Source organism: Janthinobacterium sp. NKUCC06_STL, from assembly GCF_019345455.1.
Lineage (GTDB): Bacteria > Pseudomonadota > Gammaproteobacteria > Burkholderiales > Burkholderiaceae_D > Janthinobacterium > Janthinobacterium rivuli.
Window position 1 is genome coordinate 59,565 of the sequence record NZ_JAHKQY010000011.1, and the last position, 17,107, is coordinate 76,671.

At 63.9% G+C, this 17,107-nt stretch carries 14 protein-coding genes; 7 read left to right on the plus strand and 7 right to left on the minus strand.

The features are described 5' to 3' along the window. Position 1: 1 nt before the first annotated feature. From KO539_RS25510 to ppnN, 4 genes are all read right to left on the minus strand, one after another. Positions 2 to 694 (minus strand): amino acid ABC transporter permease, encoded by a 693-nt coding sequence (locus KO539_RS25510; protein ID WP_219312734.1) that lies wholly within the window; start codon positions 692 to 694, stop codon positions 2 to 4. 90 nt (positions 695 to 784) lie between these two features. Next, complete coding sequence (locus KO539_RS25515; protein ID WP_219312736.1) at positions 785 to 1,591, minus strand: transporter substrate-binding domain-containing protein; 807 nt, start codon at positions 1,589 to 1,591, stop codon at positions 785 to 787. Positions 1,592 to 1,787: 196 nt separating this feature from the next. After that, positions 1,788 to 2,837 carry a LacI family DNA-binding transcriptional regulator gene (locus KO539_RS25520; RefSeq protein ID WP_219312738.1) on the minus strand — a complete coding sequence of 350 codons (1,050 nt, stop codon included), beginning with the start codon at positions 2,835 to 2,837 and terminating at the stop codon, positions 1,788 to 1,790. Between the two features lie 187 nt (positions 2,838 to 3,024). Further along, a complete protein-coding gene (gene ppnN, locus KO539_RS25525) occupies positions 3,025 to 4,395 on the minus strand; it encodes a nucleotide 5'-monophosphate nucleosidase PpnN (RefSeq protein WP_035819612.1) in 1,371 nt (456 codons plus the stop codon). A 311-nt stretch (positions 4,396 to 4,706) separates the two neighbouring features. Here ppnN and KO539_RS25530 point away from each other — a divergent pair, with 311 nt between their 5' ends. From KO539_RS25530 to KO539_RS25545, 4 genes are all read left to right on the plus strand, one after another. Then, positions 4,707 to 6,212, plus strand: a complete 1,506-nt coding sequence (locus KO539_RS25530) for a peptide MFS transporter (protein ID WP_219312740.1) — start codon at positions 4,707 to 4,709, stop codon at positions 6,210 to 6,212. Positions 6,213 to 6,343: 131 nt separating this feature from the next. Beyond that, entirely contained in the window at positions 6,344 to 7,030 is a 687-nt protein-coding gene (locus tag KO539_RS25535; protein ID WP_257626470.1) for a UPF0149 family protein, read from the plus strand. 11 nt (positions 7,031 to 7,041) lie between these two features. Beyond that, a complete protein-coding gene (locus KO539_RS25540) occupies positions 7,042 to 8,742 on the plus strand; it encodes a hypothetical protein (RefSeq protein ID WP_219312742.1) in 1,701 nt (566 codons plus the stop codon). 14 nt (positions 8,743 to 8,756) lie between these two features. Continuing rightward, complete coding sequence (locus tag KO539_RS25545; RefSeq protein WP_219312744.1) at positions 8,757 to 9,137, plus strand: hypothetical protein; 381 nt, start codon at positions 8,757 to 8,759, stop codon at positions 9,135 to 9,137. Here KO539_RS25545 and KO539_RS25550 read toward each other — a convergent pair. Beyond that, positions 9,124 to 9,645: a GNAT family N-acetyltransferase gene (locus KO539_RS25550; RefSeq protein ID WP_219312746.1), complete on the minus strand. Its 522-nt coding sequence runs from the start codon at positions 9,643 to 9,645 to the stop codon at positions 9,124 to 9,126. The genes KO539_RS25545 and KO539_RS25550 overlap by 14 nt on opposite strands. Before the next feature lie 98 nt (positions 9,646 to 9,743). Then, positions 9,744 to 9,971, minus strand: a complete 228-nt coding sequence (locus KO539_RS25555) for a hypothetical protein (protein WP_035819625.1) — start codon at positions 9,969 to 9,971, stop codon at positions 9,744 to 9,746. A gap of 133 nt (positions 9,972 to 10,104) precedes the next feature. On the opposite strand from KO539_RS25555, the gene KO539_RS25560 reads away from it, so the two are divergent. Both KO539_RS25560 and KO539_RS25565 read left to right on the plus strand, forming a co-directional pair. Beyond that, a complete protein-coding gene (locus KO539_RS25560; RefSeq protein ID WP_219312748.1) occupies positions 10,105 to 11,298 on the plus strand; it encodes a hypothetical protein in 1,194 nt (397 codons plus the stop codon). Next, entirely contained in the window at positions 11,291 to 12,220 is a 930-nt protein-coding gene (locus tag KO539_RS25565; RefSeq protein WP_219312750.1) for an AAC(3) family N-acetyltransferase, read from the plus strand. The genes KO539_RS25560 and KO539_RS25565 overlap by 8 nt, the downstream gene beginning before the upstream one ends. Positions 12,221 to 12,276: 56 nt before the next feature. Here KO539_RS25565 and KO539_RS25570 read toward each other — a convergent pair whose 3' ends face one another. Next, the gene (locus tag KO539_RS25570) at positions 12,277 to 14,544 is read right to left on the minus strand and encodes an OPT family oligopeptide transporter (protein ID WP_219312752.1); all 2,268 of its coding nucleotides are present in this window, start codon (positions 14,542 to 14,544) and stop codon (positions 12,277 to 12,279) included. A gap of 199 nt (positions 14,545 to 14,743) precedes the next feature. Between KO539_RS25570 and KO539_RS25575 the strand changes: the two genes are divergently transcribed. Next, entirely contained in the window at positions 14,744 to 17,071 is a 2,328-nt protein-coding gene (locus KO539_RS25575; RefSeq protein WP_257626471.1) for a penicillin-binding protein 1A, read from the plus strand. The last annotated feature ends 36 nt before the right edge of the window (positions 17,072 to 17,107 follow it).

Sequence of the window (17,107 nt, forward strand, 5' to 3'; positions counted from 1 at the left end):
GTCATGCTCCCATGCGCACCGCGCCCAGACGGCGGCGGCGTTTGAAGACGATCTGGCCCAGCACCCAGAAGCTGAAGCGGAACAACAGGGCCAGCAGGATGTACAGCACCATCACGACGATGTAGATCTCGAAGCTGCGGAAGGTTTCCGAGTCGAGCAGGTGGGCGGCGGCAGTCAGCTCTTCGGCGGAAATGGCCGACACGACGCTCGAGGCCAGCATCATCAAGGTGAACTGGCTGGCCAGCGCCGGATAGACTTTTTCCAGCGCCGGCAGCAGCACCACGTGACGCATCACCTGCCAGCGCGTCATGCCCAGCGCCTGCGCCGCCTCCAGCTGCGACGGATGCACGGCGCCGATGCCGGCGCGCACGATCTCGGCAGCATAAGCACCGAGGTTGACCGTCATGGCGACGAGCGCGGCGCCGTTGGCGTCAAGCTGCAAGCCCAGTGACGGCAAGCCAAAGTAGATGATGAACAGCTGCACCAGGAATGGCGTGCTGCGGATCACCTCGACATACGCGCGCACCGCCGCGCGGGCATAGGCGGGACCGTTCTTCAGGATGACTGCGGCGCAGACGCCCACCGCCAGCCCCAGCACCATAGCCAAGGCGCTCAGGCGTATCGTCAGCGCCGCGCCCCACAACAGGCGGTCCAGCGATTGCATGACGAGTTCGAAATGAAATTCATACGGCATACTCAACTCCTTTCTACGTGCACGTCCCCGGCCGCGCCACCGTGGCGGCGCGCCGTGCGGACAAGCACTATCGCTGTGCGGGTGGCGGCATCAGAAGGTCGGCAGCGCCGGCAGCGGCGCGCCGCTCCACTTGCGCGCGATGGCGTCGAGTTCGCCGTTCAGCTTGACGTAGTAGATGAAGTTGTTGAGCCACTGGTGCAGCTCGAAGTCGCCGCGGCGCACGGCCATCGAGTTCGGTTGCAGCGAGTAGGAGAAGCGGACCTCGATCTTGCCGGCGCCGCGCGTCTTGATGATGTCGAGCGCCATCGTGCTGGGAATCGAGACGGCATCGACCTGCTTGCTGAGCAAGGCCTGGGTGACGGTGGCGTCATCCTCGAAACGCACGATGCTGGTGCCGGCCGGCGCCATGCGGCTCAGCGCCGTGTCATTCGTGGTGCCGCGCGTCACGCCCACCTTCTTGCCCTTCAAGTCGGCCAGAGCCTTGAACTTGCCGCCGACCGGCGCGACGATGGCCAGCTCGAACGCGCTGTAGGGCATGGTGAACATCAGGGTCTTGGCCCGTTCCGGCGTGGGCGCCAGGGTGGCCACGAGGAAATCGACCTTGCCCGATTCAAGCGACGGCACGCGCGACGGCGCCGTCAGCGGCACGACTTCCACGGGCAGGTTCAGGTATTTGCCGATCAGGTTGGCGACGTCGACGTCATAGCCGACGGGCGCGCCCTTGGCGTCGATGCTGCCAAACGGCGGCGTGCCGCTGACCACGCCGATGGTCAGCTTGCCCTTCTTGATCAAATCGCCAAGCGTCTGGGCGCCGGCGTCGGCGGCCGCGCCGAGGGCGCACGTAGCGGCCAGCGCGCAGGCCACGAATTTCGCGTAAAACAGTGTCGTCATCTTCATGCTCAGTCTCCTGTGATCCCGGTACCGGCCTCGTCGAGGCACTTCCGGGAATATTGTCAAATGGACGATTTATTTCGTCTCTTGCCGTTTTCCACCTTTACTACGCTTGACTATCCACGCCCCTTTCCAGTGTGAATCCAATCTATGAAACCGGTTCCATAACCTCCCCAAAAAAAAGGGCAAGGCCCTCTTCCCGTCAGTCTCCGCCCAGGGTGGAATTGCGCACGATCAGCTTGCCTGGCAACAGCACTTCGCGCGGCGGGCATTGCTCACCCTGCAGGCGCGACAGCATGCACGTCATCGCCGAAAAGCCGATCTCGTAAGTTTGCTGCTCGATCGTGCTCAGGCCCGCCAGCGGCGACCATGGCAATTCGTCAAAGCCCAGCAAGCCCACGTCCTGCGGCATGCGCAAGGCCAGGCGCTGCAGCATCAGCGCCAGTTCCAGCGCCACCATGCCGTTCGAGGCCAGCAGCGCCACGCGGCGGCCGCGCCACTGCGCCAGGCACTGCCGCACCTGCGCGTCGATGGAAGGCCGGTCGTCCAGGTCCACCGCCAGCACTTCGCCCACGCAAGCCGGATGCTCGGCCATCACGGACTGGAAACCGTCGGCGCGCATCAGGCGCGAACTGACGCCCGTCAATGGCGGCGCGACGAAGGCGATGGCGTCGAACCCCTGCTCAATCAGATGCGCGGTAGCCAGCCGGCCCGCCTGCACATTGTCCAGCCCCACCAGGTCGAAATCGGCGCCCTCGATGCGGCGGTCGACCAGCACGATGGGCATGCCCGCCTGCTGCAAGTCGGACGACTCGATGTTGCGTCCCTGCGTGTTGACGATCAGCCCTTCCACGCTGTACGAGCGCAGCGCGGCAAGCGACTGCCGTTCGCGCTGTTCGTCATTGCCGGTATTACATAAAATCAAGGTATAGCCATGTTGCTGGCAAGCCGCTTCCACGCCTTGCAGCACGGCCACCGTGTAGGGATTAAGCATGTCCGCCACGACCATGCCAATCAGGCGCGTGCGTCCCCGCTTGAGGCCGCGCGCCATCTGGTTCGGCTGGTAGCCGAGGCGCGCGATGGTGCTGGTGATCTGCTGGCGGATATTCTCGGACAGGGCGTCGAGCTCACCGCCGAGAAAGCGCGACACGCTCGTCTTCGACACGCCCGCCTCGCGCGCCACCTGGGCGATGGTCACGGGCCGTGCCGGCTCGCCGGAGAGGGTTTTTTTGCTGCCGCGTACTGAATCCAAGGTCTATCTCCACTGCCTGTTGATCTGCATATTTTTATTTTGGAACCGGTTCCAAAGATAGCACCCACGCATCGATGACGCAAGCGATTTGATTGCCTGTGGCGGCGAAGGAACACGATGGGGCATGAATGAAAAAACGCCGCCCTCCCCCGGCAAACGCAGAGGGCGGGCGGCGCTGACTAAAAAATTACTGGACGACGGTGTAGCAAGGCACGTATGCCGTACCCGCCAGTTTCATGCGGTGCTGCGCCACGAACGAGGCCAGCAGTGCGTCCATCGGGCCGGCGATGGATTTGTCGCCGTGGATCTCGAAGTTGCCGTGTTCCTCGATCGAGCGGATGCCGTCATCCTTGACGTTGCCCGCCACCACGCCGGAAAACGCGCGGCGCAACTGGGCCGCCAGCAAATGCGTGGGCTGGTTCTTGTGCAGGCTCAGGTTGCGCATGTTTTCATGCGTGGGGTGGAAGGGCTTCTGGAACTCATGATCGATCTTCAAGAGCCAATTGAAGTAATACGCGTCGCTGTGCGCCTTGCGGAATTCGCGCACCTGGCGTATGCCTTCGAGCATCTCGCGCGCCACCAGTTCCGGGTCGTCGATGATGATTTTATAGCGCTGCTGCGCTTCCGGGCCCAGGGTGTCGTGGATGAACTGGTTGATCTGCACGAAGTACTCGCGCGACGTTTCCGGCCCCGTGAAGATCAGCGGGAAGGGAATTTCCGCGTTGTCCGGGTGCAGCAAGATACCGAGGATGTACAAAATCTCTTCGGCCGTGCCGGCGCCGCCGGGGAAGACGACGATGCCGTGGCCGGCGCGCACGAACGCTTCCAGGCGCTTTTCGATGTCCGGCATGATGACCAGGTCATTGACGATGGGGTTCGGCGACTCGGCCGCGATGATGCCCGGCTCGGTGATGCCCAGGTAGCGGCCATTGTGCAAACGCTGCTTGGCGTGGCCGATGGTGGCGCCCTTCATGGGGCCCTTCATGGCACCGGGGCCGCAGCCGGTGCAGATGTCGAGGCCGCGCAAGCCCAGCTGGTAGCCCACTTCCTTCGAATAATTGTATTCGGCGCGGTTGATCGAGTGGCCGCCCCAGCAGACGACCAGGTTCGGGTTGAGCTGGGTTTGCAGCACGTTGGCGTTGCGCAGGATGTGGAAGACGGCGTCCGTCACGCCTTCCGTGCTCTGCAAGTCGAATTTCGGGTTGCCCGTCACTTCATCGCTGACGAAGATGATGTCGCGCAGCACGGCAAACAGGTGCTCGTGGATGCCCTTGATCATCTTGCCGTCGACAAAGGCGATGGCTGGCGCGCCCTTGATGTCGAGCTTGATGCCGCGCTCGCGCTGAATGATGGAGATTTCAAACGACTGGTAGCGCTCCAGCAGGGCGCGGCCATCGTCGATGGTGCTGCCGCAATTCAGAACCGCCAGCGCGCAGCGGCGGAAAGTGTTGTACAGGCCGCCCTGGCTGGTGTCGAGCAGTTTGTTGACTTCAGTCTTGGAGAGCACGTCCAGGCGGCCTTCCGGTGAAACCAGAGTATCGATAACGTCGTGTTCCATAATGCGAAAAATCCCTTTATAAATCGATGCTCGAAGGTCTTGCAGCCTTAATATACGACAAGTCAGGCAAGTTGTGCTGTGCCGCCGCAAAATCGCCGGTGCCGCCCTTGCCTGCAAACCGGTTTGAACAATATGAAACAGTCATTCTTACTAATGCGAATCGAAATCTTCGCTCAGCGCAATTTGTAGATTAGAATGCCAGCCTATTGGAATTCCCGTGCGTGAGGTTCTTCATGAGAGTCCCCGCCGCCCGCAGGCTTCCATAAGTTCGTTGTATCGATTGACTATAATAATTTTTCAGGAGGAACCGCATGAGCGGTGCGACTACGCCCAACAAGGAAGCCGTTATTCCCGAGTTCAAGCAGATTATGGGCCATCCAAGCCCATTGTGGATGTTGTTCATGACTGAATTCTGGGAACGCTTCGCGTTCTACGGAGTTCGCTGGGCGCTGGTCCTGTACATCGTGGCCCAGTTCCACGCTGGCGACGGTTCGGGACAGGCAGCGGCCAACCTTACCTACGGTTCCTTCCTCGCGCTGGTGTACGCCGGCGCCCTGTTCGGCGGCTACATCGCCGACCGGGTCATCGGTTACCAGCGCTCCATCCTGCTGGGCGCCGTCTTCATGGCTGCCGGCCTGTTCTGCATCTCGGTACCGAACCAGGACATCTTCAACCTGGGCCTGGCCACCATGATCGTCGGTAACGGCATGTTCAAACCGAACATCTCGACCATGGTCGGCAAGCTGTACACGACAGCCGATCCACGCCGCGACAGTGGCTTCACGATCTTCTACATGGGTATCAACATGGGCGCCATGGTTGCGCCCGTCTTCACCCAGTGGCTGGCCGAGTCGATCTTCGGCACCAGCGCCATGCCGTCGTACAAGATGGTCTTCATGGCGTCCGGTTTCGGCATGCTGATCAGCCTGGTATGGTTCGCCATCGGCCGCCGCGCCCTGAAGGGCATCGGCGCTCCGGAAGCCGGTTCCGGCAACCCGATGCGCGTCGTTTGGGTGGCCGTCGGTTCCCTGTGCGTGATCCCGCTCGTCTACTTCCTGCTGACCGTCGGCGCTGAAAAGCTGCAAATCGTCCTGACCGCGCTGTTCATCGGCCTGGCCGTGATGCTGATGATCGAAGGCATACGCAACGGTAAAGTGGCGCGTGACCGTGTCATCGCCATGCTGCTGATCTTTGTCTTCAACATCCTGTTCTGGATGTTCTTCGAACAGGCAGGCAGCTCGTTCACCTTCCTGGCTGACAAGATCGTCAACCGCGACCTGGGCTTCTGGATCTTCCCGACCGCCTACTTCCAGACCGTCAATTCGGTCGCCATCATCGTCTTCGCGCCGATCATCGCCGCCATCTGGGTCTTCCTGGCGCGCCACAACGTCAATCCGTCGATCCCGCGCAAATTCGGCCTGGGCTTGCTGGGCAATGCGGTCGCCTTCGGCCTGCTGATCTTCGCTCTGTCGAGCCTGGTTGGCGCCGATAACAAGATCCCGTTCTGGACCCTGACCACCGTGTACGTGCTGCAATCGATCGGCGAGCTGTGCCTGTCGCCTATCGGCCTGTCGATGGTCACCAAGCTGGCGCCAGTGCGCCTGGTCGGCCTGGGCATGGGCGGCTGGTTCCTGTCGACCGGTATCGGCAACAACCTGTCGGGCATCTTCGCCAGCCACGTCAGCGGCACCAGCGGCATGTCGGTGCAGTCGGCCCTGTCTGGCTACACCTTCGGCTTCTGGTCCCTGCTGGGCGCCGGCGTGATCCTGTTCCTGATCGCACCGCTGATCAACAAACTGATGCACGGCGTGAAGTAAGCGTTCTGCCTTGGATAAAAACGGCGGCCTGCGGGCCGCCGTTTTGCATTCTCGCGCCGGTTTTCCCCTTGCCGGGCGGTACAATACGGCCAGGGCCACCGGCCACTCCACCCACATCACCAAAGAATATTATGTCCAGCATCTCCACCACCATGCCCCTCTCCGACGACGAATACGCCGAACTCGACACCCTGCTGGCCACGCCTGCCCTGGCCGGCCGTGCCATGGACGTGTCGATGCTGGAAGGTTTTCTCACGGCCGTCGCCCTGAGCCCGAAACAGATCGCGCCGGAACAGTGGCTGCCATGGGTGTGGGACAAGGCGACCGGCAGCGCCTCGCCAACACAAGATGAGGCCAGCGAACGGGCGGCCAGCCTGGCCCAGCGCCACCACGCCTACATGGTCGAATGGCTGGCGAAGGACCCGGACAGCTTCGAACCCATCTACGTCTGCGGCCCGGAATGGAGCGTGCCCGCCTGGTGCGCAGGTTTTATCCTGGGCACGAGCCTGGACAAGCCCCAGTGGGCCGCCCTGGCCGTCAGCCACCCGCAGTACCTGGCGCCGTTCCAGCACCTGGCCACGGCCAGCGAACTCGATGACGATGCGGCAGAAACGGCCATGGATGGCGTGATTCCTTCCGTGATCGCCATCAACGCGGCCTGGGCGCGCCAGCGCCACCTGAAAAGCCAGGCACACAGCCAGCCCGGCGCCACGGTCTTGCGCGAACTGCCGAAGACGGGCCGCAACGACCCGTGCCACTGCGGCAGCGGCAAGAAGTACAAGAAATGCTGCGCCGACGCCGATAGCGCGGCGACCTAAGCGGTTCCTCCTTGCGCCAGCTGCTGACGGCCATCCTGCGCTTCCTGCTGCGCCACGCGCTGCAGTTCGCCCTGTTCATCGTCATCCTGCTGGCCGGACGCCTGCTGCTGGCCGAATGGCGCGCCTACAGCGCCGGCAGCGAGGCCGTCGCCGCCCTCAGGCTGGCCGCCAACGGCGCCGATCATCATGGCGCCGGCCTGGCCGCTGCCGCCACGGCGCGTGTCAACGCCCTGCAAACGGCCTCGCAAGCGGCCATCGCCGCGCGCCTGGCGCAAGTGCAGGCGCAATTGACCACTTTGCGCACGCGGCAGCAGCCCTCGCTGTTCACCCTCCCCCTGCCCGACACGAACACCCTGGCCCTGCACGCGCAGGACGAAGCGGCGCGCCGCGTGGAGATCGAAGTGCTGGCGCAGGAAGCCCGTTATCTGACCGCGCTGCAGGCGGCGGTCAGCGGCGCAGATGCACGCCAGACGCTGGCGCGCCTGCACGCGGACCACGTGCGCGCGTATGCGGCGCTGCAAGCCAATCTGCGCCAGCGTCGGGAACTGGAAGCGCAGCACCCGCTGGCGGCCCGCCTGCCCGGCAGCGACGCCTATGCGCAGCTGTCGCAACTCGAAGCGCAGGGCCAGCGCTTGCGCGAGATCAACCTGCAAGCGTATCAAGCCTGGACAAAGCAGCGCGCCCGCACTAGCGCCACGCACTCCGCCCGCCCCGCCCCATTTACCATCGACGAGCAAGCCTTGGCCGGCGCGCTGGCGCCCGTGCAGGCGGCGATTACGGCCGGCGAAGGACAGCTGGCGCGCAACTGGATCGCCCGCTGGCGCGCTCCCGTCATGGACGTGGCGCCCACGGCCGCCCTGCTGGTCTTGTCGGCCATGTTGCTGCCCGTGGCCATCAAGGCCTTCTTTTACTTCGTGCTGGCACCCGTCGCTGCGCGTTTGCCGCCGCTGTCGATCGCGCGCACATTGCAGCTCAACGCCGCCAGCCTGCCCCTGCCGCCGCAGGGCGAGTCGCGCATTTCCGCCGTCTCGCAGGGTTTGCTGCTGCAGCCGGGCCAGCGGATGCTGATCCACCCCGAATACCTGCAATCGTCGCCCGTCAGCACCTGCAAACGCACGCAGTGGCTGCTGGACTGGCGCTTTCCATTTACCAGCCTGGCCGCCGGTATGGTGGCGCTGACCCGCCTGGAAAGCAGCGAGCCGGCATCCGTGACGATTTCCGCCAGCGACGACCCGCTGCTGGAAGTGGCCATCGTCCACCTGCCGGCCGGCAGCGCCCTCGTGTTCCAGCCACGGGGCCTCGTCGGCCTGGTCTGCGATGCGGACCAGCCTTTGGCAATCAGCAGCCACTGGCGCCTGGGCAGCCTGCATGCCTGGCTTACCTTGCAGCTGCGCTTCATCGTTTTTCGCGGCCCCGTCACCCTGATCGTGCGCGGCTGCCGCGGCGTGCGGCTGGAACGGGCCGGCCAGGGGCGCTCCATCAGCCAGGCCGCCACCCTGGGTTTTACCACTGACGTGCTGTATTCGACCCTGCGCAGCGAAACCTTCATCCCCTACCTGCGCGGCCAGCAGGCGCTGCTCAACGACCGCTTCGATGGCGACAACGGCGTCTATCTGTACGAGGAAACCCCGCGTCACGGCAAGCAGCCGGGCAAGGTGGGCAGCTGGTTCGAAGGGTTTACTGACGCGATTTTAAAAATATTCGGCATCTAGCCGGAAAGAACACCATGAGCGATATCCTGTTTGCCGATTTTCTTGAGGACCATGCCGTGTATGCGGCGGCCGAGGCCTACTGGCAGGCACGCCTGGCCTTCCTCGACGGCCAGTGCGCGCCGTATCTGCGCACCGCGTTTGCCAATGGCCAGCCGTTCTATGACGGTAATCCCATCATCAACCTGGCGGACAGAAACGCCGGCAAGGCGGCGCGCATCGTGCAGCAATGCCCGCATGAATTCGGCCACGACTACACGAGTTTCGAACAAACCATCGAGCTGGCCGACGGCGATGGACATCGCCCGGCACAGGAAAAGATCATCGTGCTGACCTTGACGCAGGCAACGGCGCAAAGGGCCGGGGATGAACTGCGGGCCTGGTTCATGCCAGGCTAAAGGTCACACCCTCCGGCACAAAATCGGGTTGCAGCAAACCAAAGACGTGCAGGTCGACAAACACGCCATTTAACAGCTCCCCTTGCCGCAGCACGCCCTCGTGCGCAAACCCCAGCCGCTCGGCCAGCGCCATGCTGGCGTGATTGCCGGCAGCGCACTGCAATTCGATGCGGTGCAACTGCAGCGCGCCAAACGCATGCGCGAGGACGGCGCGCACCGCGGCGCTGGCGATGCCCCGCCCTTGGAACTGGCTTCCGAGGTAATAACCGATCCGGGCATTGCGCTCCGCTGCATCGATGTCTTTCAGGCGGATGCTGCCGCACAAGGCCGTACCGGAGAAAACATGCCACTCCAGGACGTCACCGCTGGCCGCGCGCGCGCAAGCGGTCTGCAGATAGGCCTGCGCCTCGCCGAACGAGTCCAGCTGCACCACGGCGGGCAAATAAGCTTGCAGGTGCTCACGGTTTTGCGCCACCAGGGTGGCCAGCGCTTGCGCGTGTTCAGGCAAGGTTGGAACAATGGAAATATCAGGAAATGCTGAAAGAGTCAGATGCATAGATCCCTGGCGGGCCGGTAAAGTTAAAGTGGAAACGCGCAGCCATAGCGCTACGCCGCAATCGAATGCGACACCGTCAGCCACTCGCCCGGCTGCAGATTCGCCGCCGCCTCACGCGTGGCCAGCACGCTGTCCGGGTCCAGGTCGGAGCGGTTCAACTTGTAGGAATAGGCGAAATCGTCGGCATCGAATGCCTGCCCCGCCTTGACGTAATACTTGAAGCCGACAAAGGAGTCGGGATTGGTGACGACCGAATACTCAAGCGTGACATTGTTCATGGCGGGCCTCGTCGACGACGGTGAAGTAGCCATTATGCGTCAATTCCGGCGGCAGCGAATCCTTGCGGCAAGTCAATAGCCGTGCCGGCTGCCGGCGCTAGAGTGGCCTGAGCCAATCACCCAATGGAATGCCATGCGCACCTTGCTCACGAAGATCCGCAACACACTGGCGCCGCAGGCGGGCCTGCCGGCGGCGGCGCGCATGGAGCGGCTGTCGGACCGGCGCGGCCTGCCCGCCTTCGACCCCGGCCCGCAAGCCGTCGTCAAGGCCTGCACGGCCTGGCTATGCGCGGCGCAGGATCATTCCAGCTCAAACGACGGCGGCGTCGCGCGCGACTACAATTTGCTGACAGGCTGGTCGAGTTCCTACCCGGAGACCACCGGCTACATCATCCCCACCATGATCGCCCTGGCGCGGCGCACCGGCGACCATGGTGAAGATGAGGCCCTGCACGGGCGGGCGCGCCGCATGCTCGATTGGTGCGTGACCATCCAGTTCCCCGAAGGCGGCTTCCAGGGCGGGAAGATCGACTCCACCCCGCGCGTGCCCGTCACCTTCAACACGGGCCAGATCCTGCTGGGCCTGGCCGCCGGCGTGGCAGCGTATGGCGCGGCCTACGAGGATGCCTTGCACCGCGCGGCAAGCTGGCTGCGCGACAGCCAGGATGCCGACGGCTGCTGGCGCCGCCATCCGACGCCGTTCGCCAGCGCCGGCGACAAGGCTTATGAGACGCACGTGGCCTGGGGCCTGTTCGAAGCGGACCGCATCGCGCCAGGCCAAGGTTATGGCGCGGCCGGCCTGCGCCAGGTCGACTGGGCGCTGAGCAAACAGCGTCCCAATGGCTGGTTCGCCTCGAACTGCCTCGACAACCCGCTGCTGCCCCTGACCCATACCATCGGCTACGCCCTGCGCGGCCTGCTCGAAGCGCACCGTTTTTCCGCGCGCGCCGACCTGCTGGACGCGGCCGCGCGCACCGGCACGAGCATCGCCAGGGCCGTGGCGGCCGACGGCTACCTTGCCGGCCGCCTCGGTCCCGACTTCCAGCCGGGAGCCAGCTACGCCTGCCTCACGGGTTCCGCGCAAAACGCGTATTGTCTGTTCCTGCTGTACCAGCTCACGGGCGAACGGCACTACCTCGATGCGGGACGCCGCCTGAACCGTTACGTGCGGCGTTCGATCAGCATCGACGGTCCCGCGCACGCGCGCGGCGGCGTCAAGGGTTCGTTTCCCGTCGATGGCGATTACGGCACCTGGGCCTACCTGAACTGGGCCGCCAAGTTCTGCATCGACGCCAACCTGCTGGAAATACAAATTGGCGATGCTTGAAAAGACAAAAAGCGCCATCCACGCCGCGCTGGAAGCGTGGCGCCGCGCCGCCAGCGCCCGGCATCTGCGCCAGAATGCGCCCCATGTGACGCGCACCAGCTTGGCCGCCGGTCTGGCGCGGTTGGGCATCGCGCACGGCGATACGCTGTTCGTGCATTCCTCGCTGAAAAGCCTGGGCTATGTCGAAGGCGGCGCGCTGGCCGTGGTACATGCCCTGCAAGACGCCGTCGGCCCGCAAGGCACCCTGCTGCTGCCCACCTACTATCTGCCCGGCGGCACTGTGCGCGCCACCTGCGCCATGCCGGACTATGTGTTCGACCCGCGCCGCCATGGCACGCACATGGGGCGGTTGCCCGAAGCGTTTCTGGCAAGCGGCAATATCCACCGCAGCATCCACCCCACCCACTCCGTGTCCGCGTGGGGCCGCCATGCCGCCTATCTGACCGAGGCGCACCACCGCGCGCCCTCGATCTTCGGCATGGGCTCTCCCTGGCAGCGCTTCATCGGCTGCGACCACGCAAAGGTGCTGGGCCTGGGCATTTCCATGGGACCGGTGACGTTCTATCACGCGCTGGAAGACGCCATGGGCGACGCCTTTCCCGTGCCCGTCTGGGAAGACGATGTAAAGCTGCTGGCCTGCCTGGACCACGCCGGCCGGCGCTGGGACGTGCCCGTGCGCCCGTTCGACCAGGCAGTCGCCCAGCGCCGCATCGACCATGCAAGCCGGGATGACTTGCGCGATTATTTTGCGCGCGAATTCGACGCCGCCGGCCTGCGCGTCAACGGCCAGGTGGGCGATGCGGCGTCGTGGGGCATTCCGGCACAGGCGTTTTATGCGCACCTGCGCCAGCTGGCGTCCGAACACGTGACGATCTACGCGAGCGCGGCGCAGCTGGCGGCCCGGCCCATCGGGCGCGCATGAAAAAACCGCCCGGATCATCATGACACCGGGCGGTTTTCCTTGGCTTGGCTACAACATCAAGCCTGCGGACTGCCAGCCTTCTTCTCGCGTGCCACAATATACAGCAGCACGATGATGACGGCATACGGCAGCAGCGACAGCGCATCCGAGTGCAGGCCCGCGTAGAATGGATTGCCATGCTCGGCCCAGTCGGCCATCATCTGGTCGAAGTGCGTCAGCACGCCGGCCGTAATGGCGATGATGATGCCGGCCAGCGCGCCGCCGGCGATGTAGCCGGAGGCCAGCAGCACGCCCGAACTGCGGTCGCCCGCCAGCTGGCGTTCTTCCTCGTTCAGCTTTGCATTGTGTTCCAGCTTGTTGTTGCGGCGGTCCGCCAGCCAGCGCACCAGGCCGCCGACGAAAATCGGCAAGGTGGACGACAGCGGCAGGTACACGCCCACGGAAAACGCCAGCGACGGGATGCCGGCCATTTCCAGTACCACGGCGATCATCACGCCGAACAGCACCAGGGTCCACGGCAGCTGCTGGTCGAGGATGCCCTTGATGATGTAGGACATCAGCACGGCCTTCGGCGCATCATATTTCTTCACTTCCGAACCATCGGGGCGCTTGCTGTAATGGCCATTGATGCCCGGATCGACCAGGTAAGCCAGCTGGCCATCTTCCTTGACGAAATACTTGCCGGCCGGGCCGCCCACGGTGTCCGTCTTTTGCCAGACTTTATACGTGTTGTGGTCCGTATCGGCTTGCGGGCCATGCAGCTCGCCCGTCACCGTCAGCTTCGACGCATCAACCGTCAGGCCAGGCGCCACTTGCGCGGCTGGCACGTAGACGGTGCTCGCTTCGTTCAGCTTCAGCAGAATCGGTCCGAGGATCAGCGCCGACGACAAGGCGCCCGCCAGAATCGCGTACTGCTGCAGGCGCGGCGTGGCGCCCACCAGGTAGCCGGTTTTCAAATCCTGCGAGGTGGTGCCCGCATTGCTGGCGGCGATGCACACGATGGCGCCCACCGACAGGGCCGTCACATAGTAACGTCCGCCCGTCCAGCCCATGATCAGGAAGATCAGGCAGGTAAACAGCAAGGTGGCCACGGCCATGCCGGAGATCGGGTTCGACGACGAGCCGATTTCGCCCGTCAGGCGCGACGATACGGTGGCGAACAAAAAGCCGAAGACGAGGATCAGCAGCGCACCGAGGAAATTCATGTGCAGCGGCGTGGCAAACGTGATCACGGCGATGATGGACAGACAACCGATGACGACCCATTTGAGGGGGATATCCTGGTCCGTGCGCAGGGTCGAATTGCTCTTGACGCCCTTGCCGATGCCTTTCAGGCCGGCCGACAGGCTGCGCCAGATCATGGGCATGGCGCGCACCAGGGAAATCAGGCCGCCGGCGGCCACGGCGCCCGCGCCGATATACAGCACGTAGGCGCTGCGCACGTCATCGGCGCCCATTTCGCTGATCAACTTGGTGCCCGGCGAGAGCACGGTGGTCAGGCTGTCGCCGAAGAACTTGATCATCGGGATCAAGAGCAAATACGACAGCACGCCGCCGGCCGCCATGGTGGCGGCGATGCGCGGGCCGATGATGTAGCCCACGCCCAGCAATTCAGGGGAAATCTCGGCGCCGATGGAGCCGCCCTTGAGCGGCGCGGCAAATTCCACGCCCGGCGTATCCTTCCAGCCCTTGAACGAGATATTGAATACCTTGTACAGCAAGCCGACGGCAAAGCCGCCGAAGATGATCTTCGCGCGGCGCTTGGCGTCCAGCGCGGCAGCCGAATCCTTTTCGATGCTTTCGCCGGCGGCGATGCGCGATTCTTCCGTGGCGGCCGCCTTGAGCACTTCGGCGCAGGCCGTGCCTTCGGGGAATTTGAGTTCCTTGTGCTGGTCGACGATCATGGTGCGGCGCATGGGGATCATCATCAGGATGCCCAGCAGGCCGCCGAGAATACCGACCAGCATGACCCTGGAGATTTCCAGGTCGAAGCCGAGGATCAAAATGGCCGGCATGGTCACGCCCAGGCCGAAGGCCAGCGATTCGCCGGCCGAACCGGCCGTTTGCGTGATGCTGTTTTCCAGGATCGACGAATCCTTGCCGCCCACCTTCTTGGCCAGGCCGAACAGGGTAATCGCAATGACCGCGACGGGAATCGAGGCGCTGACGGTCAGGCCCACTTTCAGCACTAGGTACAGCGAAGAGGCGCCAAAGACCATCCCCAGGATGACGCCCATGAACAGCGCGCGGAAGGTCATCTCGGGCAGCTTCGCATCGGCCGGGATATACGGCTTCACGACGCTCGGTGTTGCATCTTTTGCCATGGATATTTCCTTAATTTTTAAAAATAAACAGCCCGGATTGACGCCCGGGCTATTTTCTTGAAGCCGAGACTATCGCACAGCCGCGTTTCGATGAAAAGGTTTTTTGAGGTCCATGACGCCGCCCCGCCCACACGGGAAGCGCTGGCGCATTGGTCTATAATCGCTGCCACCGTGCCTTGCACGCTCACGTGAGACTGCCTTGACTGCCAAACGAACCGGATTCCCCTGGCCTTCCCGCCGCGCCACCGTGCGCGGCTTCATCATCGCCGGCTGCGCCGCGCTGGCCGCCGCCGTGCTGCTGGCCGCCTACCTGTTCCTGTATGTGCGCCCGCGCCTGCCCGAGCTGGACGTCATCACCGACTACCAGCCGAAGATACCGCTGCGCGTGTACACGGCCGACAATGTGCTGATCGGCGAATTCGGCGAAGAACACCGCGACTTCGTGCCGATCGCGCAAGTGCCGGAAATGATGAAAAAGGCCTTGCTGGCCATCGAGGATGGCCGCTTCTACGAACACCACGGCATCGACTTCGTGCGCGCCGGCGGCGCCGTGCTGTCGAACCTGCGCCACGGCTTCGGCCACGGCGGCGGTTCCACCATCACCATGCAGGTGGCGCGCAACTTCTTCCTGACGCGCGAAAAAGTCGCCTCGCGCAAGCTCAATGAAATCATGCTGGCCCTGAAAATCGAGGCTGCCCTGTCGAAAGACCAGATTCTCGAGCTGTACATGAACCAGATGTACCTGGGCCAGCGCTCGTTCGGTTTCGGCAGCGCGGCGCAGACGTACTTCGGCAAGCCACTGTCCGAATTGTCGATCGCGGAAATGGCCATGCTGGCCGGCTTGCCGCAAAACCCGTCGCGCCACAACCCGATCAGCAATCCGAAAAAGGCGCACGCGCGCCAGCAACTGGTCTTGAAACGCATGCGCGAACTCGATTACATCAGCGAAGGCCAGTACCAGCAGGCGCTGGCCCAGCCGCTGCATATCAATACCCGCGGCAAGCAGGGTTTCGACACGCATGCCGAATACGTGGCCGAACTGGCGCGCCAGGCCGTGTATGCCCAGTACAAGGAAGACAGTTACACCAAGGGCATCAGCGTCTACACGACGATACTGAAAGCGGACCAGGATGCTGCCTACGCCTCGACGCGCCGCAACGTCATCGCCTATGACCAGCGCCACGGCTACCGCGGCCCGGAAACCTTCATCGACATGCCGGTCGATCCCGAGCAGCGCGACGACGCCATCGATGCGGCGCTGCAAAAACGCCCGGACAGCGACGGCCTGATCGCCGCCGTCGTCACGGAAATGGTTAGCGGCAAGGTGGTGGCCGACACGGGCGATGGCGACGCCAAGACCATCACGGGCGACGGCCTGCGCTTTGCCGCTCCTGCCCTCTCCACCAAGGCCAGCGCCGGCATCAAGCTGCGCCCGGGCGCCGTGATCCGCATCAGCCAGGACAGCAAAGGCAACTGGGCCATCACGCAAGTGCCGCTGGTGGCCGCCGCCTTTGTGTCGCTCGATGCGGAAACGGGCGCCTACCACGCCATGGTGGGCGGTTTCGACTACAACCTGCAAAAGTTCAACCACGTCACGCAAGCATGGCGACAGCCCGGTTCGGCCATGAAGCCGTTCGTGTATTCGGCGGCGCTGGAAAAAGGCTTTTCGCCGGCCACCCTGATCAACGACGTGCCACTGGAAATGCAGGCGGGCGGCAAGGTCTGGGCGCCGCAGAATGACGACTTCAAGTTCGACGGTCCCATCACCATGCGCTATGCGCTGGCGCAATCGAAGAACGTGGCCTCGGTGCGCATCCTGCGCGCGCTGGGCGTGTCGTACACGCACGACTTCATGGAAAAATTCGGCTTCGATCCAAAGCGCCAGCCCAGCAATCTCACCATGGCGCTGGGCACGGGTTCCGTCACGCCCGTGCAGATGGCGGGCGCCTACGCCCTGTTCGCCAACGGCGGCCACCAGGTGGAGCCATACCTGATCGACCGCATCGTCGACGCCAGGGGCACGGTGCTGATGCAGACCAAGCCGCCCGCGCCGAACGATGACAAGACCCTGGCGCTGGACCCGCGCAACGCCTTCGTGATGGACAGCATGCTGCGCGAAGTCACGCTCACCGGCACGGGCGCGGCGGCGACGAAAAAACTGGGACGCGGCGACATCGCCGGCAAGACGGGCACCACCAGCGACGCCGTCGACGGCTGGTTCGCCGGCTATGGCGGCGGCATCGTGGCGGTGGCGTGGATGGGCTATGACGAGCCCAAGTCGCTGGGCGGACGCGAATTTGGTTCCTCGCTGGCCATGCCGATCTGGATCGACTACATGCGCACGGCACTGTCGGCGCGCCCGCAAATCACGCGCGCCGTGCCGGCGGGCCTGAGCCAGGTCGACGGCGAGTGGCTGTACGACGAATTCATCGACATGAATGGCGTCAAGACGCTGGATATGGATGTGGAAACGCCGACGGATCCGGCGGCCGTGCCAGAGACGGTGCCGGTGGAAACCACGAACTGATGAACCCGTAGGTCGGGTTAGCCGGAACGGCGTAAC

Bases quoted from the DNA above. Each gene is read 5' to 3' on its own strand.
- KO539_RS25510 (WP_219312734.1), bottom strand. From the start codon at position 694: ATGCCGTATGAATTTCATTTCGAACTCGTCATGCAATCGCTGGACCGC.
- KO539_RS25515 (WP_219312736.1), bottom strand. From the start codon at position 1,591: ATGAAGATGACGACACTGTTTTACGCGAAATTCGTGGCCTGCGCGCTG.
- ppnN (WP_035819612.1), bottom strand. From the start codon at position 4,395: ATGGAACACGACGTTATCGATACTCTGGTTTCACCGGAAGGCCGCCTG.
- KO539_RS25530 (WP_219312740.1), top strand. From the start codon at position 4,707: ATGAGCGGTGCGACTACGCCCAACAAGGAAGCCGTTATTCCCGAGTTC.
- KO539_RS25535 (WP_257626470.1), top strand. From the start codon at position 6,344: ATGTCCAGCATCTCCACCACCATGCCCCTCTCCGACGACGAATACGCC.
- KO539_RS25545 (WP_219312744.1), top strand. From the start codon at position 8,757: ATGAGCGATATCCTGTTTGCCGATTTTCTTGAGGACCATGCCGTGTAT.
- KO539_RS25555 (WP_035819625.1), bottom strand. From the start codon at position 9,971: ATGAACAATGTCACGCTTGAGTATTCGGTCGTCACCAATCCCGACTCC.
- KO539_RS25560 (WP_219312748.1), top strand. From the start codon at position 10,105: ATGCGCACCTTGCTCACGAAGATCCGCAACACACTGGCGCCGCAGGCG.
- KO539_RS25565 (WP_219312750.1), top strand. From the start codon at position 11,291: ATGCTTGAAAAGACAAAAAGCGCCATCCACGCCGCGCTGGAAGCGTGG.
- KO539_RS25570 (WP_219312752.1), bottom strand. From the start codon at position 14,544: ATGGCAAAAGATGCAACACCGAGCGTCGTGAAGCCGTATATCCCGGCC.